Origin of the sequence: Paraburkholderia piptadeniae (assembly GCF_900007165.1) — a bacterium.
Classification (GTDB): Bacteria; Pseudomonadota; Gammaproteobacteria; order Burkholderiales; family Burkholderiaceae; genus Paraburkholderia; species Paraburkholderia piptadeniae.
The window spans coordinates 49,047-72,483 of sequence record NZ_CYGY02000004.1; the positions used below are offsets into that span (position 1 = coordinate 49,047).

A 23,437-nucleotide genomic window follows, 5' to 3' on the forward strand; every position below is an offset into this window, starting at 1 on the left:
GGGTGGTCAGGCGTCGATCATCTGGTCGACGGGCTTTGCATGGGAACGGAGAGCGGGCGGCGCGCGATGCGTCCGGGCAGATCGGACGAAGAGGCGGGCACGCCGTCCGGCGTGTGGCCGGGCAGCGCGGGACCCGTGCGCATCAGCTTGAACATGTAGTAGATGCCCGTGCCGAATACGAGGAAGTAGATGACGACGAACGCCATCAGCGAAATGCCGACCTGTTGCGCGGAGAGCGGCGACACCGCTTCGACGGTGCGCTTCACGCCGTACACGACCCACGGCTGGCGGCCCACTTCCGTTGTGATCCAGCCCGCGAGCAGTGAGATGAAGCCCGTCGGGCCCATTGCGATCGCGATGCGGTGGAACCACTTCGCGTCATACAGCTTGCCGCGCCGGCGCAGCACCCATGCCGCCGCCGCAAAGCCGATCATCGCGATGCCGAGACCCGCCATCACGCGGAAGCTCCAGAACACGATCGTCGAGTCCGGGCGATCTTCTTTCGGGAAGCTCTTCAGTCCGCGGATCTCGCCGTCCCAACTGTGCGTGAGGATCAGGCTGCCGAGGTGCGGAATCGACACTGCGTATTTCGTGGTCTCCGCCTGCATGTCGGGGATGCCGAACAGGTTCAGCGCGGTGCCGCCTTTCTCGGTGTCCCACAGGCCTTCGATTGCCGCGATCTTCGCGGGCTGATATTCGCGCGTGTTCAGTCCGTGCGCGTCGCCGACGAACGCCTGGATGGGCGCGAGGACGAGCAGCATCCACAGCGCCATCGAGAACATCTTCTTCACCGCGTTGTCGCGCCGGCCCTTCAGCAGATGCCACGCGCCGACGGCCGCGACGACGAGCGCCGTCACGATGAACGCGGCCATCGCCATGTGCGCGAGACGGTACGGGAACGACGGATTGAAGATGATCTTGAACCAGTCGACGGGCACGACGCGGTTGTCGATGATATCGAAGCCTTGCGGCGTCTGCATCCAGCTATTGGACGCGAGAATCCAGAACGTCGAGATCAGCGTGCCGATCGCGACCATCAGCGTCGCGCCGAAGTGCGCGCGCGGACTCACGCGCTGCCAGCCGAACAGCATGATGCCGAGGAAGCCCGCTTCGAGGAAGAACGCGGTCATGACTTCGTACATCAGCAGCGGACCCGTCACCGGGCCAGCGAACGCGGAAAAGCCCGACCAGTTGGTGCCGAACTCGTAGCTCATCACGACGCCCGACACGACGCCCATGCCGAAGGCCACGGCGAAGATCTTCGACCAGAACAGACAAAGGTCTTTGTAGTAGGCCTTGCCCGTTTGCAGCCAGCGCCATTCGAGCACTGCGATGAAGCTCGCGAGACCGATGCTGAGCGCAGGAAAGACGATGTGAAACGAGACCGTGAACGCGAACTGCATGCGCGCGAGGTCGAAGGCGGAGATTGCGGTGTTCATGTGTCCGAATCCGAAAAAGAGACACGGCGCGCGTCGGCGGATGCCGGTGCCACCGCGTCGTGCAGGTGAGGCAAGCGTAGGGGATTGCGGACGGTTTTGCTGCGGCGCGGGCTGCGTCGATATGGCGCGGAACTGTGCTTCCACGCGAGCATTCTGGCGAGATAAATCGTTGATCGCGATCAGGTTTTTGCTGCGGCGATCGGCGCGCCTGTTGCGCGCGCTCAAGCGGAAAGTGCGTCAATCAACCGCGTCGCAGCATCGAGTGCGTGACGGTTGCGCGACGGTTCGCATGGCGGGATCGAAAACAGAAAGGCCGCAAGCGCGGAAGCACTTGCGGTCCGTTGTCGCAGATGAGGCCTTGGGTCTCGCGCGAGGCGTTGCGAGTGTGTTTCGTCAGGCAGGATCGGACCACAGACGGCCACCCGTCGCCCAGTTCTCCCGTTTGACATCGATGAGGGACGTCATGGGACTGGCGAACAACATCAGAATCCGCGATTCCGGAATTGCCGCCGATATCGAATATCGTATGCAGAAGAGGGGTATACGGGCTCGTACAGATCATAAACTGATGGTTATCGGCGTAGAAATCGACGCCGGAATGGTCACGCTGATGGACCCCATCGGTACGCCGGTCGAACCGTCGATCGCATGTGGGGCTATGCGTTCGACGCGAGGGTGCAGGCCGTCGTCGACCGACTTGCTGTCGGGTGATTGTGCGCGTGCGGGATTCCTCGATGGAATCGCCGATTGCCATCAGGTCGTTGGGTGGCAGGGCGCGCAGGGTGGATACGTCTGCCAAGGAGAAAACGATGCAAGCAATCGATGTCATGACACCGTCCGTGATTTGTGCGCAGCCGGAGATGACGGTGCAAGAGGCTGCAAAGCGTCTCGTGGAAAACAGGATCAGCGGGATGCCTGTCACTGACGCCAGCGGTGCGCTTGTGGGCATCGTGAGCGAGGGAGATCTGCTGCACAGGATCGAAACCGGGACTGAGACGAGAAGATCCCGATGGATCGAGCTGTTTTCATCGACGCGGGACCTCGCCAGCACGTTTGTGAAGGAGCATGGACGCGTGGTTGCCGATGTGATGACGACGTCCGTGATCTCCGTCGATGAACACACTCCCGTCGTCGAGATTGCGGAAGTGATGGAAAAGCGCCACGTCAAGCGCGTGCCCGTGCTTCGCGAAGGGAAGCTGGTTGGGATCGTGACGCGTTCGAACCTGATACGCGCACTGGCCAGCGCACCGGCTCCGGCGCAGCAAGGTTCGACAGTCAGTGACCGCGAGATCGCGGACGCGATCTTCGCCGCATTGCGTGACAAGCGATGGGCGTTGGCGAAGGAAAACGTGATCGTCAAGGATGGCGTGGCGCACCTTTGGGGCGCGATTCAATCCGAAGCAGAGGAACGAGCCCTGTGTATCGCCGCGCTGGAGGTGAGGGGCGTCAAGGAAGCGTGCGCCCATCTGAGCTATCCGACGATGATGCCGCTGATGTGACAGGCACGGCCGAACGCTTCATGGCGAAGCGTTCGACTGCGCATGACCTTGCCGACGAACACCTGCACCCGTTGCATCCGCGCGGGCGTCCCTACTTCACTGCACCGACGGTGAAAGCGGCCACGAAGCGGTCAAGGAAGAGGTTGTAGAGCAGCGCGACAGGCAGGCTGACGATCAGGCACGCACCCATCATTGAGCCCCAGAAGTAGACATCACCGCGCACCAGAAAGGTCGGCACGCCAACGCTGACGGTGTACTGCGAGGAACTGGTAATGAAGGTGAGGGCATAGACGAATTCCTGCATGACCAGTGTCAGGGTGAAGATGACGACGGTCAGGATGCCGGGCGACGAGAGGGGCACGACGACTTTCAGGAAAGCGCCGAAGTGGCTCAGGCCATCCATCATTGCAGCTTCTTCGATGTCGCGGGGCACAGCCTTGAAGAACCCCATCATCAGCCAACTGCAGAAGGGCACGGTAAACCCGGGGTACACCAGGACGAGCGACCACAGCGAATCCTGCAGGCCGAGCACGCCGATGATGCGTGAGAACGGGATGAACAGGATGGTGGGCGGGATCAGATAGGTCAGGAAGATGGCGATCGCCAGTTGCCGCCCGCGTCGCCCGGCGAGCCGCGCCAGGCTGTAGCCTGCCGGTACTGCCAGCACGAGCGTGATGGCCACCACCAGCACGCCCACCAGCAGCGTGTTGAACAGCCAGCGAAGGTACTGGGTGTCCTCGAACAGGACGCGCAGGTTCTCCAGGGTGGGTGGCAGATTGAACAGGAAGGGGTTGTTGGCCGTGTTGATCAGGTCGTGCACGTCTTTGAAGGTGGTGATCAGCATCCAGTAGAAGGGAAAGGCGCAGAAGACGGCAAAGGCAGCCAGCGTGGTAAACGCGGCAATTTGCGCGCCGCGTGCGCGCCAGCGTGAGCTCATCCATGCGAGCTTCCAACCTCCCGTCGCCAGATCGGAGGGCATGTCAGGTCACCTCGGAGCGATGCGCCACCGTTAGCAGCAGCGCGACAACGGCCACCAGCAGCGGGAACAGGAAGAGCGAAATGGCCGCGCCTTCGGCGAGGTCTCCGCCCTGGATGCCGGTGAAAAAGGCCAGGCTGGCGAGCACCTGGGTCGTATCGTAGGGGCCACCGCGCGTCAGCACGTAGATGATGATCATGTCTGTCAGCGTGAAGACGATGCCGAACAACAGTGCCACCAGCATCACGGGCGTCAGCAACGGAACGTCGATCCGGAAAAGTCGCCGCCAGAAGCCCGCGCCATCCATGGCGGCAGCATCGTGCAGGTCCTGCGGGATGCCTTGCATGCCGGCCAGGATGATGACGGTGGCGAGCGGAAGCAGCCGCCAGACATCCACCGCGATGACGGACGCCATCGCCAGATCGGGCTGTCCGAGCCATACAGGCCATACACGGGGGCCGAACACGCCGAGCGCGCGCAAAGTCCAGTTGATGATGCTGTAGATCGGGTCGAAGATCCACAGCCAGCCGATCGACCCTAGTGAGATCGGCGCGACCCACGGCAGCAGGATCATGAGACGCACCAGCCACTTGCCGGGAAAATCGCGCGCCAGCGCCAGTGCAAGAATGTTGGCAAGCACCACGACCAATGCCTGCGAAACGAGTGTAAATACCAGCGCATTGCGCAGCGACTGCCAGAACGTTGGACTTTGCACGACGCGCCGGAAGTTCTCCAGCCCGACGAATCGAGGCACCTGGCCGCCGACCGTTACGTCAGTCAGGCTGTACCAGATCGACAGCAGGAACGGGAAGCCAAGCAGCAGCGCGATATAGACGAGCGCCGGCGCCATCAGCAGGGGGCCAAGCCAGCGCTCGTCCCACGGCGCGTGCGCAACGTCGGCGCGGGAAGTTCGCGGCCGGCTTGGGGACACGTTCATGGCGAATCCGGGGCCGCGCCCAGGCTGGCGCCGGAAAGCGCGTCGAAGCGGTGCAGATCGGCGCGTCGTACGGCGAAGAGGTGCCGTGTGCCAGCCTGCAGCGTCAAGCTCACCGTACACGGTATCCGGGAGATGACCTTGACGGGGGGCTGTGGCGGTTCCAGCAATCCGTACACGAGGCGATCGGCGCCAAGGTTTTCGATGCGGGTGATGTTGAGCAGCAGGAGTTCGAGTTGCACATTTCCGTCGAAGACCTCACGCGGCAGGAAATGCTCAGGACGGAAGCCGGTTTCCACGTTGTCGCGGGCAATCAGGTTCATCGGCGGCGAGCCGATGAACGTGGCGACGAAGCGATCGACGGGATTCGCGTAGACATGCTGCGGTGTGTCGAGCTGACGCATGCCGCCATGGTCCAGCACCGCGACGCGGTCGCCCAGTGCCAGTGCTTCGATCTGGTCATGGGTCACGTAGATGGTCGTGGTCCCCAGGCGGCGGTGGATTTGCTGAAGTTCATCGCGTGCAGAGGCGCGGAGTTTGGCGTCAAGGTTGGAGAGCGGTTCGTCGAGCAGGAAGGCCACCGGATCGCGCACGACGGCACGAGCGAGCGCCACGCGCTGGCGTTCGCCGCCGGAGAGCTGGCGCGGCTTGCGTGTCAGCAGGTGGTCGATGCCGAACAGCGTGGCGGCCCATCCGACCTTGCTGGCGATCGTCTTGTGTGCCACGTGCTGCGCTTGCAGCGGGAAGGCAATATTGTCCGCCACTGTGAGGTGGGGGTACAACGCATAACTCTGGAAGACCATCGCCATGTTGTGCGCCCACGGCGGGAGGCCGGTGACGATGCGCCCGCCAACCAGGACATCGCCGGAGGTAGGCGTTTCCAGGCCGGCAATCATGCGCAGCAGGGTGGTCTTGCCGGAACCGGATGGCCCCAGCAGTACCAGGAATTCTCCCTCGCGCACGGCGAGGCTTATGCCGTCGACGGCGGTGGTGCCGTCGAAGCGCTTCGTCAGGGAGCGGGTTTCCACTGTGGCCATGGCGCTCGGGTAGCGATGTGCGGTGTCGTGCCAATCGCTGCGGACGCCTCGCGCCCTGCAGCGTTGGCAACGTCATGCGCCGCTCACACCAGCCCTCTGGCTTGCCATTTGGCGAAGATCCGCTTGCAGGCGCTTTCGGCGTCGCGGATAGCGTCCTCTGGCGTAGCGTTGCCGGTTGCGGCCCTGGCAAACATGGTGTTGAGTACCCAGGTATTGAAAATTTCGTCGATGGCGGCATTGGCGTAGCCCGGGTAGCCGACATTGGTGGCCTGCTGCATCAGGGTGCCCAGCACCTTGTACTTGTCGCGCGGCTTGGCCTTGGAGTCGACCTCGATCAATTTCATGAGGTCCGGCACCGTGCTTGGGAAGGACGGGAAGTTATAGAACTCGCTGCCCAGGAAGCCCTGGCGGAAATTGTCGATATAGTCGACCAGGAACTGTTTCGCGCCGGCAATGTTCTCGGCAAATTTCCAGATCACGTAGCAGTCCATCACATGCTCGAGGCAAATGCGTTGTGCGGGCCCTTTCAGGGCTTGTGTCAGCCAGATGTCGGGCGTGACGGGGATATTCTTGTTTTCTCCTTCGCGCGTAATCGATATGGCGTTCAGGCATAGCGAAATCGAGCCCGCCAGCATCGCGCGGTTGTTCGAGGATGGGTCCCACGCCAACACTTCCGGCGTCATGGTGTCGAGGTAAAGTGTCCGCACGAACTTGACTGCCTCCAGCGTGTTGTGCGAGTTCAACACCACATTGCCGTGCATGTCCTGCACGGAGCCGCCAAAGGCATAGAGGATGGTGCGCATGGCCATGGCCGTATCCAGTTCGGCCGACAGCCCGATGCCCACCGGAATGCCTTTCGTCTGCTTGATCTTGCGCCCGGCGTTCAGCACGTCGTCCCAGCTGTCCGGCGGCGGCATGCCGACTTCATCCCACAAGTCCTTGCGGTAGTTGATGGGATCGGGCACGAAGCTGTCTGAGAACGCGAAGTACTTCTTGGTCTTGGGGTTGTAGGTGCTGCGCACCGCCAGTTCCACCGGTTTGCCATGCTTGCGCTGGCACTCTTCGTAGATCTCACGGTGGTCGATCACCTGGTCTTCGTACACGGGCGGCGGCGAGAGGAACATGAAGAGATCGTGGCCTTTCTGGGCCGAAACCTCGGCGGCGGCACGCGTGGCCAACGCCGGAATTCCGACATGATCGACGATGACCTCGGTATCGTGGCGCTGGCCCCATTCCTTCACGTAGGTGCCATCGAACCACTTGTCGTAGCCCGGCACGAAGTGATTCCACTGGAGAATTCTGAGCGTGCGCGTGGGGGCGGCACGCGCGGGGCGGGGGCGCCCCAACGGGCCAAGTCCCGTGGCGAGCGCGGCTGCTGCTGCCGCCTTCATGACGCGGCGGCGCCGCTGATCGATGAGGGAGCCTGTGCAGCGTGCGTATAGGTTACGGAGCCCGGTAACGCGTGCGTTGTTTCTCATGGTCGTCTCGCAAACAAGGAAAGAGCCGCACGCGCTCTCTGTCTGCGTGGATACGCCCCGGGGCGCCTGTGCCTTCTCTTTCAAGCATAGGGAGCGCATGCCGGAAATACAATCCGGACTTGATGGTACGACTTTGATTTCATTGAATTTCCTTATGCCTCGTCAGGCGCTGTGCAGAGGAGCCGTCTTATGGCTTTCGTCACTGCTGCCTTAAACGCATTTGTTGCGTGGGCAGCCAGGTCCTCACGATCAATTCGCAGCGTTCACCGGCAATCGAGTCTCATCGAACAAAGTGCTGCAACGGTTTCAATCACGCCTGGGTGACGAGCGTGATTACCCGAAACGCTCGTTGACGTTGCTAACCTCGATGCCGGCGTGTTCTGAAACGCCGTGCCTGACGTCCAACCGCTTGCCGTGGTGGTGTTGAACGGTGGGCGTCAAGAACGCTTGCGCTCCGGTTCGGCTGGCACGGATGTGATGCGTCGCGTGGCGACGTGACGGGACGGTGGATACGGGCCGCCAGGCTGCGAATCGCACCTTCACGCTGTGTGCCTGGCTGACGAGGGCTGCGTGGTGATGATGCGAATGCGCTGTGGCGTGGTACAGGCGAGGTACGCCGACGGGCGTTTGATCGCCGTCCACCCAGTTGCGGATCGTGGCCAGATCCGCGGTGCGGGCGCCGGATGATCTCGCGCCCAGCAACACAATGATCACCGGGCCATCGTGCATGATGACGTCAACGACGATGCAGCGTCCGGCCTCACGCGTATAGCCGGTTTTTGCGAGCTGAACGTCCCAATCGTCCCAGCGGATGACGGGATCGGTGTTGTGATAGAACCTGGTGTAGCCGCCGATGGTCTGTGCGTACGCGCTCAGGGTCGTGAAGGAACTGATCAACGGATAGTGCGATGCCTCTCTCGCCATCTTGACGACATCACGAGCCGTGGAAACATTGTCCGGCGAGAGGCCGGTTGGGTCCTCGAAATGCGTGTCGACCATGTGGAGCGCCTGCGCCCTTCTATTCATCTGCTGGATGAACGCGGTCTGGCCGCCGGGGAACGAGCGCGACAGAGCGGAAGCCGCGCGGTTTTCAGATGACATGAGCGCGAGGCGAAGCAGGTCCTCGCGTTGGAGCGAGGCTCCGATGGGCAGGCGGGAACCCGAGTGCTTGAGCCGGTCGATGTCGTTGCCGTCAATGGTCAGGGTATCTGCCATTGCCTGCGCGTTGTCAATGACGATCATCGCGGTCATCAGCTTGGTGAGCGACGCGATGGGTCGAACATCATCAGCATTCTTTTCCAGCAGAACTTCGCCGCGCGCGACGTCGTACACAATCACGCTGGGAGAATAGAGGGGGGGCGTGTCAGCGCGCGCGCAAAAAGACACGGCTGCGAGCAGCAGTGCGCAGATGAATTTCATCATTTTCATTCACACCTTCGTACTGCGGACCGCAACCAGGGGAGGCAGGACTGACCCCACGCGCGAGATCGTTTCCCTGCAACTTAACTGTAGTCGTTCGAGGCAGAAATGCGAGCCGGCACCATGCGCCGGCTGCGCGATTTGCATCCGTGACACGACATGGGCAAGTGGCAATGCGTCGACAAGCTGGTCGACGGTCTGCATGTCATCGCGAGGTCATCGTCTTGCGCGTGCGCTGGTACCTTCGCGACAAGCTTAGATTCCGCGACCTGGTCGAGATGATGTCGGAGCGCGGGCTCTCGCTGGCGCATACGACGATCATGCGCGGGGTTGAGCGCTGGGTTGGGCACTTCACGCCGGAGTTCTTCGAACGCTGGAACCGCTTTGCGACGACAGCTGGTCAGTCATGGCGAGCCGACGAAACGTACGTGAAGATCCGGGCGTCGTGATTTTGGAAGGATTTTGGATTTCTATTAGACGACGCCCAGATCCAGACACCCGGAAAATCCGGCAAAGCCTTATGTTGCGTCGCTCCAGAGCTTCCCGCCCGTCGCCCAGTTCTCCCGTTTGACATCGATGAGAATGATGTCGACGGAACCCGGCTCGACGTTCAGCGATTCGCATGTCGCCTTCGTGATCGCTTCGACGAACTGACGCTTCTGCTCGACCGTGCGGCCTTCGAAAAGCTCGATATGAAATGTAGGCATGTCTCGTGTTCCTTGAAGTGAGTTGAAACGAAGAGTGTCGAAGTCAGTTCCTGAACGACGGATCGAGGCGATCGAGCTTGCGCAGCAGCGCGGGCCATTCGATTGCGCCTTCGATCGCGCCGCCGTCGTAAAGCTGTTCGGCCGTGCGCTCGGCGACGGCTTCCGATGGCAGCACGAGCGGGCCGCCGCCCGCCTGCGCCTGCAACTGGATCTCGCATGCCTTGATCAGCGTTGCCATCAGCACATAGGCTTCCGCGACGGTGCGGCCCGCCGTCAGCGTGCCGTGATTGCGCAACAGCATCGCGGGCTTGTCGCCGAGATCGGCGACGAGCCGCTCGCCTTCGGCGGGCGTGAACGCGAGGCCCTCATAGTCGTGATACGCGAGATAACCGTGAAAACGCAGCGCGTGCTGCGAGCCTGGCAAGAGTCCGTCCTTTTGCAGCGACACGGCAATGCCCGCCGTGTTGTGCAGATGCATGACGCAGAACGCATCGGCGCGCGCCGCGTGCACGGCCGCGTGCAGCGCGAAGCCCGTCGCGTTCACGGGATGCTCGCTGTCGCCGACGATATTACCGCCGATATCGATCTTCACCAGGTTCGACGCACAGACTTCATCGAATGACAGGCCAAATGGATTGATGAGGAAATGGCCGGGCTCGTCGGGCACGCTCGCGGAAATGTGCGTATAGACGAGATCGTCCCAGCCATTGAGCGCCGCGAGCCGGTAGGCGGCCGCGAGATCGACGCGGGTGCGCCGTTCGGCTTCCGACATCGGCGTGGACTGCGCGATGCGGCCTGCGGGCGTGTGTGCGAATGACATGATGTTCTCCCGTCCCTGTCCAACAGGGTTGCTTGCGACTCGCGGCTTCAGCGTTCCGGCAACGATGCGCGGGTCGTGTGTTCTGGGTGCCCGACGTCGGCGCCGCGTTCTGCTGCGGAGTCGACAGGGCTTGTGTTGTGCGAAATGTGCGTGTCGCGAGTATCGCGCATGAAACGGCTCACCGTCCACGTCGCCACGACGAAGGGCGAGGTCAATGCCGGCACGCCATGAAAAGCAGCAGCCTGTTGCAGCAATATTGACATCGACACGCCAACGAGTGCCGCGAATGCGCCGCAATCGGCCAATGCCAGCGCGGTGAGCGCGCCGTTGAATCCCGCCAGGCCCGCGTCGAGAGATGCAGCATCCGTGCCGATGAGCCAGTGCGCCGCCGTTGCGAGCGCTGCGCCCGTCAGCGCGAACACGGCGCATCGCATCGACGACATCGCGATGCCCGCGAGAATCAGCAGACCGGCCCATGTCGTCGATGCAAACGAGGTCTGCGCGATGCCCGCGAGCAACGCGTGCGCGAACGGCATCCACGCAATGGTGTCGCTTACGCTCGCGCTTGCACTTGGGCTCGCGCTGACGCTGGCATGTGCGAACGTCCCATGCACGAGCGGCAACCACGCCCACGTGACGAGCAGACAAGGGCTCGAATAGTATCCGAGGCCGCGCGAGCGCAGCAGCCGCGCCCATGGGCCGAGCAGCCACGCGGCGGCCGTCGCGGCGAGCATCGCGATGGCCATTGCCGTGGCGTCATCGGCGATGAACGTGAACGCGGCGAGCGCCGCCAGCGCGCCGTTGAAACCGTGCAGCCCATCGCGCGTCTCACGCGGAGCGTAGCCGCGCAGAATGGCGCCGACGTTCGCAGCGATCGCGCCCGTCAGCGCCGCGCACGCGAGGCGCGGACTGCACACGAGCCACGCGGCGAGCACGCACGCGCCCGTCGATGCATCGCGTTGCAGGACGATCTGGCCGAAGCTGCGCAGCAGCGTGCGCAGCGCAGTGAACAGAACTTGATGGGGCGCGGCGTGCATGGCGATATCGATTGAAAGCGGACGTGACGAAGCCGCATGAGGCGGAACTCACGCGGCCCGCGAGGTTCGAAGCAGACGAATCGCGAGCATAGCGAGGTGCACGGCCAACGGCATGCGCGCGCGTTGATAACGGCTATTTGCGGCGCGTATTTCGCGGGCGCATGACGCCATTGCAGTTCGCGGCCGACGTGGCGAGAACGGAAAAGTCGGCGTTGATCCACGGCCGTTCGCGCTACGATGTCACCGATAACGATCGTACAAAGGAGACGGATTCATGCGTGAAGTGCGATGGACCCCACAAGAGGGCGATGGCGTCGAGCATCTCGCGTTCTACGCGCGCGCCGACGGCTTTCATGCCGAAAGCGTGCTGATCGGCGAGCGCAACGGCCATCCGTATGGCCTTTTTTACCGCGTCAAATGCGACCTGCAGTGGCGCACCGTGCATGCGTGGCTGAAAGTTACCGGCGGCCCGGAACTCGATCTGCACGGCGACGGCGAAGGCAACTGGCACGACGGTCACGGGCTCGTGCTGGCGTCGCTGGCGGGCTGCATCGATATCGACATCGCCGCGACGCCTTATACGAACACGCTGCCCATTCGCCGCCTGCAACTCGCGAAGGGCGCGCGAGAGACGATAGCGGTCGCGTTCATCTCGACGCCCGATCTGCAGATTTCGCGCGTCGAGCAGGCGTACACCTGCGTCGAGCCGGGCATCGAGTATCGCTATGAAGGCATCGGTACGGGCTTCGCGGCCGAGCTGAAGGTCGACGAAGACGGACTCGTCATCGACTATCCGATGATGTTCACGCGCACGTTGCCGCTCACCTGAAGCTGCGCCTCGCGCCCGGAGATGCGTCACATGCATGCGCGCGAGAGTGGGCCTTACTCCGCAATGTCGGCGTCCGTGGGCAGCGTATCGCTGCCGTCTCCGAGCGCGCGCTGCATCATCGTCGAATCGAGCCAGCGTCCGTGCTTGAAGCCGACGGCTTTCAACGTGCCGACGAGTTCGAATCCCGCGTCCCGATGCAGCGACAACGAGCCGCCGCGTCCGCCGTCCGCGATGACGGCGATCATCTGACGCCAAGGGCCTTGCTCGCATCGCTCGATCAGCGCGGCGAGGAGCGCGCGGCCGACGCCGCGTCCACGGTACGCGTCGTCGACGTAGATCGAGTCTTCTATTGTGTAGCGATAGGCGATGCGCGGCCGGTACAGCGTTGCGTACGCATAGCCGGCGATCTTGCTGTCGAGCACCGCGACGATATACGGCAGGCCGTGAGAGAGCACGGCTGCGTGACGCTTTTGCATTTCGTCGACGGACGGTGGCGTTTCTTCGAACGACGCGACGCCCGTCAGCACGTGATGCGCGTAGATGGACTGGATGAAGGGAAAGTCGGCGTCCGTCGCGTCGCGGACGACGGGCGCGGCAGCCGGAGAGGTCTCGCTCATTGTGTCGGATGACGGTGTAGTGGCTGGAAACCTCTCACTATGCCTGCGGCGCGCGCGGAAATGAAGCGCTTCAAAAATCGGCGGCGCAGGTCGCGTTGGGCGTGGTGCGCGCGCGGTTTCTCAAGCGCAGCGGCGGCACCGTGCCGACGAACGATCTGCTGCAACTCGCGGGCGTCACGCAGGCTTCGCCCGTCCTGCCCGAGTGGGTTGTGCAGTGGAACGCGGCCGAAGCCGGTATGACGATTCCGCCCGCAGCGCGTGAGGCGTCGGCGCAGACGTGAATCAAGTGAAGGACAGGTTCGCGCTGCGTCGCCCACTGTTCTCATATGCAACGAAAACGCCACGGCATACATCATGCCGTGGCGTCTCGCGTCGATGAAGAAGCGTCCCGGGTTCGAACGTCACTTCCCGCACAACAGTAGCAAGCGCTCCTGATCCGAGCAAGGACGCTTGTTGACTTTAGGCGGCGGCGCGGGCTGTTGGGCGGAGGTCGTCGGCGTGCCGGCCGCGCGGTGTGCGATGCACGCGCGCAAATGTCGTTCGATGGGCGGATAGTATTGCCAGCCTTTCGTGAGCGGCGGCAGTTCGAGCTTCACCTGCTTCCACTTCGGATGCCCTTTCTCCTGGAGCACCTCGAAGTTGGTGCACAGCGAATCGGCGAAGCGGTTCAGATTGCTGACCGTGTCGCGCAAGCCGTAGTCGTACGTGACGAGAAACGCCTTGACGGTGAGCGTCGGCACGTCTTCTTTAAGCCAGTTCGGATAGCTGCTCTGGCGGATCGTCGCCGGAAAATACGTCTCCTTCGCGCGCGCCGTTTCGGGCGCGTTCGTGTCGAGTCGCAGGAAGCGGATCTGCGACAGCAGATCGGGGTTCATGTCGGTGAAGAGCTTTGCCGGCTGTCCCGCCACGATCACGGCCACGTCGATCTTCTTCACGACGAGCGCGGCGATCGCGTCCTCGTTGCTCAGGCTCTGCACGTTCTGCTCGGGAATCGGCTGGTTGAACATCAGCCGGTAAAGCGTCGTTGCCGATTGCGCAGTGCCGCTGCCGATCGGGCCGATGCTGATCACCTTGTCCTTGATCTCGTTGATCGTATTCATCGGCGAGTCGTTGCGCACGACAAAATAAATCTCTTCGTTATAGAGCGGCATGATAAGGCGCAACGGGCGGATCGTCGTGCCGGCGTCCGCGTTGCCCGAGTTCGCCATGTCGATATAGGCCTGATACACATCGGATTGCACGAGCGCGAGCTTGACGCCTGGCTCGAAACGCATGCGCTGCACGTTTTCCGCGGAGCCTTTCGACGGCATCACTTCGAGGTCGATGCCTGCCGGCTGCGCGACATATTTCGCGAGGTCGGCGCCGATCTGGATGTACGTGCCACGCTCCTGTCCCGTGACGATCTTGTAGTGCGCGGCGACGCCGGCTGCCGCCGCTGCCCCCGTCGCCCCAGCAGCGATGGCGACGGACGCGATCAATAAGCTCACCAGCGCCGTCAATCCCGTCAGTATTGTTCTGAGCATGGTCTACCTACCTTATGGTGTGTTGAAACGCATGCGCCTAACGGATAGCACGCATGCTCCGTTACTTCAGGCTTGCAATACCTGTGTGCTGCGTCTTCCCGGTTGCGTGACGTGCTCTGCTATTTGTTCACTTGTTCGCCGATGGCGAATGCTTCCAGCCCGAATCGATGATTGCGCGCATTTCGGCGTCGACGCCGCTGGCTGCGCTCGCCGCGTTGCTGCTTGTCGCGTTCGTTGCCGCGTTTGTTGCCGGGTTCGTCGCCGTGGAATTCGCGGTGACGCTCGTTGCCGTCGCGGTGCTTTTCGTCGCGATTGCGGGCGGCAGTGTCGGCAGCACCGGCGTGCCGTTCGCATTGGCATTCGTGGCTGCCGTCGCGGGCGCGGCCGCGCTGGCGAGCGGCTTCCAGCCCGTCGAAAGAATCACGCGTTCGAGCAATGACTGCGCGTCCTCGCTGCTGACGTCGATCGCGAGCGCGTGCGCTGCATGCTCGCGCACGCAGCTCCACAGCTTGTCTTTCGCGCAGTTGCTCGCCACGCTGAGCGCCGCGTCGCGCCTTTTCTCGCGGTCGCCGATTTCGCTCTGGACCTGCGATGCGTCCGCGTTGTTCGGCTCGATCGACATCGCGTCGGCAAGCGCCGACTTCGCTTGCGCGAGGTTGTTGTGCGCGAGTCCCGTGTGGGCCGCGCGCAGCGCTTCGGAGAGGTCGCGGTAGTGCTGGACGACGGGTGGCCTCGGCGGCACGATGCGTGTCGGCGTGATGTCGGCGACGGGCGCGTTCACACTCGTTGCCGTCGGCGCGTTGCGCGCGGATTGCACTGCCGGTTGCGCTACGGATTGCGCTACCGATTGCGCTGCGGAATGCGGCGTCGCTCGCGCAGCAGATGGCGGCGTATAAGGCGAAATCGACCCGCCCGCCGTGCTCGCGCTATTGTTCGTTTCGTCGCCGCTCGTGTCCTGCCGGTGACTGTCGCCGAGCAGCAGCCAGGCCGCGTAGCCGAGCGCCGCGACGAAGAGCAGCATCACGACGCCTCTCGTGACCATCCACCGGCCGGCCGCCTGCCATGCAGCGTGTGGCACGGCGAGGGGCGGAATCGGCATGTCGGGTGATGCGAGCGCGTGCAGTCCCGAGGGATCGGGTGCAATGGCGGGCAAATGCGGCGGCTGCGTATCGATGGCTCTCAACTGGGTTCCGGCGCGCTTGCGCTTCGCTCTGTCGAGAGGATGATCGGCGCCACAGTACGGGCAGAACTCGACATGCTGATACAGCACGCCGCCGCAACGTGTGCATGGCGTTGGGAAGCCCTGGGCAGGTGTCGATTCGGCAGACATGCTTGAACCCCAACCAGTGTTGTAGGCAATGCCGTTTCGGCATGCTCAGGATCGAAGTTGAAGCAAACGAGGGAGTTGGCGGAACTCGATCCACATGCGCTGGGTAGCGGCCGGCCCAGTTCTTTCATCACGGGGCCGCTGTGTGTGAGCAAATATCGTTTCTTTCTCGCGGCGCGTCAATCGACGTTGCTACCTATCGCACACATCCGTCGCGGCGGCCCTTGAATTAAAGGGGTAAACGATCAGAAATCAGGGTTTATGCATAGACGGTATTGCAACGCCGCCCGATACGTTTTGATCATAGGAAACACATCGATCAAATCAAAGGCCGGCGCGCAACGCACACCAGCCTTTATGCACAAGCACGTGATAGAGACGCTGCACGCCTTTATCCAGGCATTGGACGCCGTTTGCGCGTCTCGTTGTTCTTGTGTTTGCTAGCGTCTGATGCGCTTTTCAATGCTTGCGCAGCGGATGGTCTTTAAGCAGCCACGCAAGCGCGAACGCAAGCACGACTACGCAGGCGGCGACGAGATACACGGTGTGCAGCGCGCTCGCGAATGACTGCAAGTAGTCGTCGCGCAAGACGGCGGGCAAGTTGTGAATCGCAGTGGGGCCGAGTGCGTGCGGCAGTTCGGTATCGGGCGGAATCAGCGCTTGCAGTCGAGCCGCAAGCCCATTCGAGAAGATCGCGCCGAATGCCGCGACGCCGACCGAGCCGCCGATCGAACGGAACAGCGTTGCGCCTGACGTCGCCGTGCCGAGATGCCTGAACGGCACCGCGTTCTGCACGGCAAGAATGAGCACCTGCATCACCATGCCGAGACCGCAGCCGAGCACGCCCATATACGCATACATCACATGAACGGGCGTCGAGAGCTTTAGCGTGGTGAGCAGCACCATCGCCACGCCGACGAGGAACGTGCCCATGATCGGGAACATCCGGTACTTGCCGATCTTGCTGATGATGCGTCCCGTGACGATCGACATCACCAGCACGCCGCCCATCATCGGCAGCATCTGCATGCCGGCTTCGGAAGGCGTCGAGTACTTCACGACCTGCAGATACATCGGCAGAAAAGTCACCGACCCGAACAGCGACACGCCGACGATAAAACCAATCGCGCTCGCCAGCAGAAACGTGCGGTCGCGAAACAGTTCGAGCGGCATGATCGGCTCGACAGCGAGGCGCTCTTCATAAATGAACCCGCCGATGCAAATAAACGCGAGCACGAGCGTGAACCACAGTTGCGGCGAGGTCCACGGCAGCACCGTGCCGCCCTGGCTCGTGAACAGGATCAAGCAGGTGAGGGCGCCTGCGAGGAAGGCCGCGCCCATGTAGTCGATCGTGTGCTTCACGTGCGCGACGCGCGGTTTGAACACGGCCCCGATCACGAGCAGCGCGGCGATGCCGAGCGGCACGTTGATGTAGAAGATCCAGCGCCACGACAGATGGTCGACGAGAAAGCCGCCCATCATCGGGCCGATCACGGTCGCAAGACCGAACACGCCGCCGAACACGCCTTGATAGCGGCCGCGCTCGGCAGGCGGAATCACGTCGCCGATCGCGGCCATCGTGATGACGAGCAGTCCGCCGCCGCCGAGTCCCTGAAGCGCGCGCAGCAGGATCAACTGCGTCATGTTCTGCGCGAGCCCGCACAGCGCCGAGCCGATCAGGAACAGCACGATCGCCGTCTGCAACACGATCTTGCGGCCGAACAGATCGCCGAACTTGCCGTACAGCGGCACGACGATCGTCGACGTCAAAAGATAGGCGGTGACGACCCATGACAGGCTGTCCAGCCCGCCGAGGTCGCCGACGATGGTCGGCAGCGCCGTCGACACGATCGTCTGGTCGAGCGCCGCGAGCAGCATCACCAGCAGCAGCGCCGGGAACAGCACGCGCAGCGACGGGCGTTCGGTCGTGCCGGGCGCGGCGTCGGGGGCAAGGGTCTGGGTTTCCATCTCTGCTTCCAATGCTTTCAAGTTGGCTTGAAATTAATTAACACACAGATTAATATATGCGACATCAAGTCATTCGTCAATCTCACTGTCATGACAAGGAAATCGGTATCGGGTCTCGGTCAGGCGGGGCATGCGCCGCATGTGGACGACGAGGGCGCGGCGGTGCCCGCCATCGCGGCGCGCCGTCCGGGCCGGCCGTCGGGCAGCGGACGCGGCCCCGAGCAGCGCGCCCGTCTGCTGGACGCGGCGCTCGCGCTGTTCGCGCGGCAGGGCATCGTCGATACGACGCTCGGCCAGGTTGCGCGCGAGGCCGGCTTTACGCCCGCGATGATGCATTACTACTTCAAGACCCGCGATCAGTTGCTCGACGTGCTGATCGACGAACGTTTCCTGCCGCTGCGAACGCGGCTCGCCGGTTCGTTCGACGCGAATCCCGACGATCCCATCGCGGCGATCACGTTGCTCGCGCAGCGGCTCGTCGAAGTGGCGGGCGATTATCCGTGGTTTCCTTCGCTGTGGATTCGCGAAGTGATCAGCGAGGGCGGCCTGCTCAAGCAGCGCATGCACGAGCGTTTCGGCGATGCGAACCAGCGGCGCGGCATCGCGTATATCGAGCGCTGGCAGAAGGAAGGGCGGCTGAATCCGGATCTGGAGCCGTCGCTTGTGTTTCTGTCGGTGATCGGGCTGGCGATCCTGCCGCTCGCCACGTCCGCGATGTGGCGCCATGATCCCGTGCGCAGAAAGCTGACAGCGGACGACATCGCGCGTCATGCCGTTGCGTTGCTCACGCATGGTGTGGTGCCGAAGCCGCGCGCGTGAGTCGTGCCGGTTGCGCATCGCTCGATATCCGGCCGCTTTCTTCAGACCTTCAAGGCATTCCGCCGTCGCCTGGCGCAATTTGCCGGCGGCACGCAATGTGCTTGATCCACCCGTGTGTTTCGCAGGTCGACGTTCGCCATGCTGTCTTGCGCCGGCGCGGCAATGAGCCATCTTCCGCGCGCCCATCGACAGGTTGACGACGAAGACAACGAGGAACAGGAAGAAGATCGCAATGCATCGCAGTGCCTTGCCTTCGACCGTTTCGGCCGGCTGGCCCGCATTTCATCCTGCGCGCGCTTCACAAGCTTCCTCTCGTTGTCTGCGCGCCTTCTGATGGTCACGCAAGCGCCTTGCGCGGCCGTCAAGATGGCGCGGTGCCGCTTGCACGCAGGCTCGGTCATCGTGCCTGTCCTGGCGCTTTTTGAACGCGGCGGGACGTGCTCGCAAGCGCACGGTCGCGTGCAACTCGATGCGGACAATCGAGTCCGAAGAGGGGATGTGCGCGGCGCCGAACGCGCCGGGCACACGGTGACGACTACGCGAGTCGGGAACGGTTGGCGGACGGACAGCGCGTCCGTCGTCCGTTGGTAAGAACGACCCTACGAGAGTAGAAACGTTGAACTCTTTTCCGCTGCCGGCGCTGGCGCGGTACACAAGTACGTAACATCATGGCCACGTCAGAGTGCATAACCAGCTTTTACAGCAATAACATCAAGATGAACGGAGTATTGAGGCTCGATCAGGCCACGATCGTGCTCGTCGAAGACGACCCGCAAAACAGGGAATCGTTGAAAATTCTGCTCGAATCAGAAGGGGCCAATGTCATCGCCGTCGCGGATGCCGAAGAGGGCGTCGAAGCCGCCATTCGGGTGCTGCCCGATGCCGTCGTCTGCGATCTGGACCTGCCCGCGATGGACGGCTTCTACCTGATCCAGCGTCTGCGGGATCACGAGATTCGCGGCGATCACGCGCCTTGCGTCGCAGTGGCCGTGACGGGCCATACGGATGAAGCCTACCGGCTGCGCAGCATCGGCGAGGGATTCCAGCACTTCATGACGAAGCCCGCGCCGCCCGACGCGCTGGTGACACTGCTGCGCGACGCGATCGGCGCGCGCGCCGCCGGTTTGACCTGATGTTCGAACCGCGGCGCCTCGTCTGACGAAGACGGGCCAGTTCAGCCGCCGGCGGCTTGCGCGGCCTGGCATGCCGAGCACAGCCCTTTCAGCTCGATTCCATCTCCGGCGAGCCGGTAGCCCGCGTTTTCGATTTGCGCGACGAGCGCTTCGCGCAGCGCGGGCTGATGCAGTTCCGTGACATTGCCGCACTGCTGGCAGACAACGAGGATGCCGTGCTGGCATTGCGTGAGGTCGTGACAGACGGCGAACGCGTTGATCGATTCGATCTTGTGCACGAGCCCCGCGGACAGCAGGAAATCGAGCGCGCGATACACCGTGGGCGGCGCGGAGCCGGGATGAATCTGACGCATGTCGTCGAGCAGCGAATAGGCCTTGGTGGCGCGGCCCGACGTCAGCAGCAGTTCCAGCACCTTGCGCCGGATCGGCGTGAGCTTTTCGCCGCGCTCGCGACAGTATTCTTCAGCCAACGCAAGCGCCGCCTCCGCGGACGCCGGCGTGCCCTGCGCGTGCCCTGCATGCTCGCGATGCGGATCGTGCGCATGCGAATGCTCGTGTTCCGCGAGGTGTTCGTGTTGCTGCGGGCGGTGCGCTGGATTCGATGCGCCTGCCGTTGCGGAAGCGGCGGCGGCAGCCGTTGACTTGGCGTTTTTCATCCGCTGATTATACGGTCGAACCCCGCGGTTGAACCCCGCGGTTGACCCCCGCGGTTGAAGCCTGCGGATTGCCGATCGCCGCTCTGCATGCGCGGCGCTCAGCGGCCCGCGTCAGTCGAGCTTCGCTTCGAACCCGCGCCTGACGCCCGGACGTTCGAACAGCATGTCGTACCAGCGCTTGACGTTCGGGTAGTCGGCGAGATCGACCTTGTGGCGCTCATGCCGCCACGCCCAGCCGAGGATCGCGAAGTCCGCGACGGACAACTCGCCCGCCACGTATTCCGTCTTGCCCAGCCGCTTATCCAGCACCGCATAGAGCCGCCGCGTCTCGGTCGAGAAGCGCTTGAGGCCGTAGCGCTTGTCGTCCTCGGAAGCGAGCGCCGCGAAGTGATGCACCTGTCCCGGCATCGGGCCGAAGCCGCCCATCTGCCACATCAGCCATTCGAGCACGGGCACGCGCTCGCGCAGGCTCTTCGGCAGGAACTTGCCCGTCTTCTCGCCGAGGTACAGCAGGATCGCGCCCGATTCGAACACGCTGATCGGCTGGCCATCCGGTCCGTCGGGATCGACGATCGCGGGAATCTTGTTGTTCGGGCTGATCGCGAGGAAGTTGGGATCGAACTGGTCGTCCTGCGTGATGTTGATCGGCTTGACGACGTACGGCAGTTCCATTTCTTCGAGCGCGACGCTGACCTTGCGGCCATTCGGCGTGCCCCATGCATAGAGCGTGATCGTCATGAGTTCAGGTCAGATCGAGGTCGACGTATTTCTTGAAGCCCGGGCGCGTCGAGAGCCGCTGATACCAGCGTTCGAGATTCGGCGTCGACGGACGCTCGACGCCCGGCAGCCCGAACCAGCGCTTCGCGTACGCGCCGAGCACGATGTCCGCGAGCGTGAAGTGATCGCCTTCGATATGGAAGCGCCCTTGCAGGTGCACATCGAGCAGCTTCCACAGCTTCGCGACGTTGTCGATGTCGGCGGCGAGCTTCGCGTTGTCGCGCTCCGCCTCCGGCGTGCGCACGATGGTCCAGAACACGGGACGCTCGGCAGGCTGAAGCGTGGACAATGACCAGTCGAGCCAGCGGTCGATGCTCGCGCGCGCCTTCGGCTCCGTGGGGTATAGCAGGCTCGACGCGCCGTACTGCATCGCCAGATAGCGCAGGATCGAGTTCGATTCCCACAGCACGTAATCGCCGTCGACGAGCGTCGGAATCTTGCCCGTCGGGTTCATCGCGAGGTAGTCGGGTTCGTCGTTGCGGCCGAATTGCAGGCCGGCGTCGATGCGGTTGTAAGGCAGGACGAGTTCGTCGCACACCCACAAGACTTTCTGGACATTGACCGAGTTGGCGCGTCCCCAGATTGTAATCATCCGGTAATCCTCTTTGACTCGTCTACAGTGGCAAGCCGCGCCTCGTGCGCGGCGTTCAACCAGTAACGATACACGATGCGGGTTTTTCTTTCCGGGCGCCGCCGATCCGCATGCACGCATTGCGTACAATGAGCGCACCCAACATGACGAGGCATCGCATGGCCCGCATTGTCCCCGACGACTGGAAGAGTCTCGCCGCCACGGGCGCCGCCGCTCGCGAGCGCGAAACGCTGGCGCTCTTCGAAGAAGCGCTTCCGCGCGACTACACGGTCTATCACGGCGTGCACTGGACGCGCCTGCACGAAGGCTTTTCCGTGTTCGGCGAGGCCGATTTCGTGATCGTCAGCCCGTCGGGGCGCGTGATGATCGTTGAGCAGAAGACTGGCTTTTTGCGCGAGACGCCGAAAGGCCTCGTCAAGGTCTACATGCAGACCGAGCGCAACGTGGCGATCGCGCTCGCGCGCACGATCGAGGGGCTGCACCGGCGCTTCACGGCGGCGTTCGGCGCAGGCACGTATTTCATTGAAGAGCTGCTGTATTGCCCGGACCACATCGTCAGGGATGCGGCGATTGCGGGCGTGAACCCGGCGCGCATCGTCGACGCGAACCGCAAGGACAAGCTCATCGGCACCATCCTCGAAGCGCTGCCCGCCGACGAGCCGCGTCTCGCGTGCGCATCGAAAATCCACCACTTTCTCGCCGACGAACTCGCGCTCACGCCCGACGCGAGCGCGCTCGTCGGCCAGGCGGGCACGCTCGTCACGCGGCTCGCGGGCGGGCTGGCCACATGGGCGCGGCGGCTCGAATTCACGCCGTTCCGGCTGCGCGTGATCGGCACGGCGGGTTCCGGCAAAACGCAGCTTGCCGTGCAGGTGATGAACGATGCCGTCGCGCGCGGCGAGCGGCCGTTGTACGTGTGCTTCAACCGGCCGCTCGCGGACCATATCGCGCGTGTCGCGCCGCCCGAGGCGAAGGTCGCGAACTATCACCAGCTATGCGACTGGGTCGTGCGGGAAAGCGGCGAAGCGCCCGATTTCCAGAGCAACGACGTATTCGACAAGCTCGATAGCGCGTTCGCCGCCACGCCGATCGATGCGCGCTGGCAGTACGACGTGCTGATCGTCGACGAGGGCCAGGATTTCCAGCAGCCTTGGGTGCCCGCGCTCGAACGGCTGCTGAAGCCGGGCGGCGCGTGGTGGTGGCTCGAAGATCCGCTGCAGAACCTGTACATGCGCGAGAGCGTCGCGCTGCCGGGCTGGACGGTGCTGCGCGAGTCGACCAACTATCGCAGCCCGCGCGACATCCTCGACTATCTGCGCGACGTGGTCGGCGCGACGGTGCCGCTCGCGGGCGCGCTGGCGGCGGGCGGTCCGTTCGACGGCTCGGACATCCTGCTGTCGACTTACGACGAAGCGCAGTCACCCGAAAGCTGCATCGACGCGACCAAGCGCGTGATCACGCAGGCGCTCGCACTCGGCTTTCGCAAGCAGGACATCGCGGTGCTGTCGTTTCGCGGACGCGAGGGCTCGGTGCTCTGGCCGCTCGATCAGCTCGGCCCGCACCGGCTGCGCAGCTTCACGGGCAAATACGATCTGTTCGGCAACCCCGCATACCGCGACGGCGACGTGCTGCTCGACTCGATTTATCGCTTCAAGGGACAGTCGGCGCCGTGCGTGATCCTGAGCGAAGTCGATTTCGACGAGTTCGACGAGCGCAATGCCCGCAAGCTCTTCGTCGGCGCGACGCGCGCGACGATGAAGCTGATCGTCGTCGCTTCGCAGCGCGCCGCGCGGCACTTGCAGCTGGGCGAAGCGAAGGATCAGGCAGCGGCGTAGCGCGCCACGGGGACG

The 23,437-nt window shown here is 63.3% G+C and carries 22 protein-coding genes and 1 pseudogene; 7 read left to right on the forward strand and 16 right to left on the reverse strand.

All coding sequences use genetic code 11. The annotated features are described in order from the left end of the window. Positions 1 to 17: 17 nt before the first annotated feature. Complete coding sequence (locus BN2476_RS01395; RefSeq protein ID WP_087732403.1) at positions 18 to 1,439, reverse strand: cytochrome ubiquinol oxidase subunit I; 1,422 nt, start codon at positions 1,437 to 1,439, stop codon at positions 18 to 20. Between the two features lie 809 nt (positions 1,440 to 2,248). Here BN2476_RS01395 and BN2476_RS01400 point away from each other — a divergent pair. Further along, positions 2,249 to 2,938: a CBS domain-containing protein gene (locus BN2476_RS01400; RefSeq protein ID WP_087732404.1), complete on the forward strand. Its 690-nt coding sequence runs from the start codon at positions 2,249 to 2,251 to the stop codon at positions 2,936 to 2,938. A 91-nt stretch (positions 2,939 to 3,029) separates the two neighbouring features. Here BN2476_RS01400 and BN2476_RS01405 read toward each other — a convergent pair whose 3' ends face one another. The 5 genes from BN2476_RS01405 to BN2476_RS01425 form a co-directional block, all read right to left on the reverse strand. Then, positions 3,030 to 3,917 (reverse strand): carbohydrate ABC transporter permease, encoded by an 888-nt coding sequence (locus tag BN2476_RS01405; protein WP_235850657.1) that lies wholly within the window; start codon positions 3,915 to 3,917, stop codon positions 3,030 to 3,032. Position 3,918: 1 nt separating this feature from the next. Beyond that, positions 3,919 to 4,764, reverse strand: a complete 846-nt coding sequence (locus BN2476_RS01410; protein ID WP_235850658.1) for a carbohydrate ABC transporter permease — start codon at positions 4,762 to 4,764, stop codon at positions 3,919 to 3,921. 83 nt (positions 4,765 to 4,847) lie between these two features. Further along, positions 4,848 to 5,885, reverse strand: coding sequence for an ABC transporter ATP-binding protein (locus BN2476_RS01415; protein ID WP_087732372.1), 1,038 nt, complete (start codon positions 5,883 to 5,885; stop codon positions 4,848 to 4,850). Positions 5,886 to 5,968: 83 nt separating this feature from the next. Continuing rightward, positions 5,969 to 7,363 carry an ABC transporter substrate-binding protein gene (locus BN2476_RS01420; RefSeq protein WP_087732373.1) on the reverse strand — a complete coding sequence of 465 codons (1,395 nt, stop codon included), beginning with the start codon at positions 7,361 to 7,363 and terminating at the stop codon, positions 5,969 to 5,971. A 333-nt stretch (positions 7,364 to 7,696) separates the two neighbouring features. Then, positions 7,697 to 8,791 carry a D-alanyl-D-alanine carboxypeptidase family protein gene (locus tag BN2476_RS01425; RefSeq protein WP_235850659.1) on the reverse strand — a complete coding sequence of 365 codons (1,095 nt, stop codon included), beginning with the start codon at positions 8,789 to 8,791 and terminating at the stop codon, positions 7,697 to 7,699. 150 nt (positions 8,792 to 8,941) lie between these two features. Between BN2476_RS01425 and BN2476_RS01430 the strand changes: the two are divergent. Continuing rightward, positions 8,942 to 9,222: pseudogene (locus BN2476_RS01430) on the forward strand (IS6 family transposase); the annotation flags it as partial. Between the two features lie 78 nt (positions 9,223 to 9,300). On the opposite strand, the gene BN2476_RS01435 reads toward BN2476_RS01430, so the two are convergent. Genes BN2476_RS01435 through BN2476_RS01445 form a run of 3 tightly spaced genes read right to left on the reverse strand, consistent with a single transcriptional unit; the run spans position 9,301 to position 11,346 of the window. Continuing rightward, entirely contained in the window at positions 9,301 to 9,561 is a 261-nt protein-coding gene (locus tag BN2476_RS01435) for a 4-oxalocrotonate tautomerase (RefSeq protein ID WP_087732374.1), read from the reverse strand. Beyond that, positions 9,533 to 10,309, reverse strand: a complete 777-nt coding sequence (locus BN2476_RS01440) for a class II aldolase/adducin family protein (protein ID WP_087732375.1) — start codon at positions 10,307 to 10,309, stop codon at positions 9,533 to 9,535. The genes BN2476_RS01435 and BN2476_RS01440 overlap by 29 nt, the downstream gene beginning before the upstream one ends. 47 nt (positions 10,310 to 10,356) lie before the next feature. Further along, positions 10,357 to 11,346: an urea transporter gene (locus BN2476_RS01445; RefSeq protein ID WP_087732376.1), complete on the reverse strand. Its 990-nt coding sequence runs from the start codon at positions 11,344 to 11,346 to the stop codon at positions 10,357 to 10,359. Between the two features lie 274 nt (positions 11,347 to 11,620). Here BN2476_RS01445 and BN2476_RS01450 point away from each other — a divergent pair, with 274 nt between their 5' ends. Next, positions 11,621 to 12,175 (forward strand): putative glycolipid-binding domain-containing protein, encoded by a 555-nt coding sequence (locus BN2476_RS01450; RefSeq protein WP_087732377.1) that lies wholly within the window; start codon positions 11,621 to 11,623, stop codon positions 12,173 to 12,175. 53 nt (positions 12,176 to 12,228) lie between these two features. On the opposite strand, the gene BN2476_RS01455 is transcribed toward BN2476_RS01450, so the two are convergent. After that, positions 12,229 to 12,792, reverse strand: a complete 564-nt coding sequence (locus BN2476_RS01455; protein WP_087732378.1) for a GNAT family N-acetyltransferase — start codon at positions 12,790 to 12,792, stop codon at positions 12,229 to 12,231. A 95-nt stretch (positions 12,793 to 12,887) separates the two neighbouring features. On the opposite strand from BN2476_RS01455, the gene BN2476_RS01460 reads away from it, so the two are divergent. Beyond that, positions 12,888 to 13,073 carry a hypothetical protein gene (locus tag BN2476_RS01460; RefSeq protein WP_235850661.1) on the forward strand — a complete coding sequence of 62 codons (186 nt, stop codon included), beginning with the start codon at positions 12,888 to 12,890 and terminating at the stop codon, positions 13,071 to 13,073. Positions 13,074 to 13,193: 120 nt separating this feature from the next. On the opposite strand, the gene BN2476_RS01465 is transcribed toward BN2476_RS01460, so the two are convergent. From BN2476_RS01465 to BN2476_RS01475, 3 genes are all read right to left on the reverse strand, one after another. After that, complete coding sequence (locus BN2476_RS01465; RefSeq protein ID WP_087732379.1) at positions 13,194 to 14,315, reverse strand: TAXI family TRAP transporter solute-binding subunit; 1,122 nt, start codon at positions 14,313 to 14,315, stop codon at positions 13,194 to 13,196. A 127-nt stretch (positions 14,316 to 14,442) separates the two neighbouring features. Then, complete coding sequence (locus BN2476_RS01470; protein WP_087732380.1) at positions 14,443 to 15,645, reverse strand: zinc ribbon domain-containing protein; 1,203 nt, start codon at positions 15,643 to 15,645, stop codon at positions 14,443 to 14,445. Positions 15,646 to 16,101: 456 nt separating this feature from the next. After that, a complete protein-coding gene (locus BN2476_RS01475; protein WP_087732381.1) occupies positions 16,102 to 17,610 on the reverse strand; it encodes an MDR family MFS transporter in 1,509 nt (502 codons plus the stop codon). 90 nt (positions 17,611 to 17,700) lie between these two features. Between BN2476_RS01475 and BN2476_RS01480 the strand changes: the two genes are divergently transcribed. Then, positions 17,701 to 18,429: a TetR/AcrR family transcriptional regulator gene (locus BN2476_RS01480; protein WP_087732382.1), complete on the forward strand. Its 729-nt coding sequence runs from the start codon at positions 17,701 to 17,703 to the stop codon at positions 18,427 to 18,429. 668 nt (positions 18,430 to 19,097) lie between these two features. Then, a complete protein-coding gene (locus BN2476_RS01490) occupies positions 19,098 to 19,562 on the forward strand; it encodes a response regulator (RefSeq protein ID WP_087732384.1) in 465 nt (154 codons plus the stop codon). A gap of 41 nt (positions 19,563 to 19,603) precedes the next feature. Here BN2476_RS01490 and BN2476_RS01495 read toward each other — a convergent pair whose 3' ends face one another. From BN2476_RS01495 to BN2476_RS01505, 3 genes are all read right to left on the reverse strand, one after another. Continuing rightward, entirely contained in the window at positions 19,604 to 20,218 is a 615-nt protein-coding gene (locus BN2476_RS01495; protein WP_087732385.1) for a Fur family transcriptional regulator, read from the reverse strand. Positions 20,219 to 20,329: 111 nt separating this feature from the next. After that, positions 20,330 to 20,956, reverse strand: coding sequence for a glutathione S-transferase N-terminal domain-containing protein (locus tag BN2476_RS01500; RefSeq protein ID WP_087732386.1), 627 nt, complete (start codon positions 20,954 to 20,956; stop codon positions 20,330 to 20,332). A 4-nt stretch (positions 20,957 to 20,960) separates the two neighbouring features. Further along, positions 20,961 to 21,587 (reverse strand): glutathione S-transferase family protein, encoded by a 627-nt coding sequence (locus tag BN2476_RS01505; protein WP_087732387.1) that lies wholly within the window; start codon positions 21,585 to 21,587, stop codon positions 20,961 to 20,963. A 158-nt stretch (positions 21,588 to 21,745) separates the two neighbouring features. Here BN2476_RS01505 and BN2476_RS01510 point away from each other — a divergent pair, with 158 nt between their 5' ends. After that, positions 21,746 to 23,422, forward strand: coding sequence for an ATP-binding domain-containing protein (locus tag BN2476_RS01510; RefSeq protein WP_087732388.1), 1,677 nt, complete (start codon positions 21,746 to 21,748; stop codon positions 23,420 to 23,422). The last annotated feature ends 15 nt before the right edge of the window (positions 23,423 to 23,437 follow it).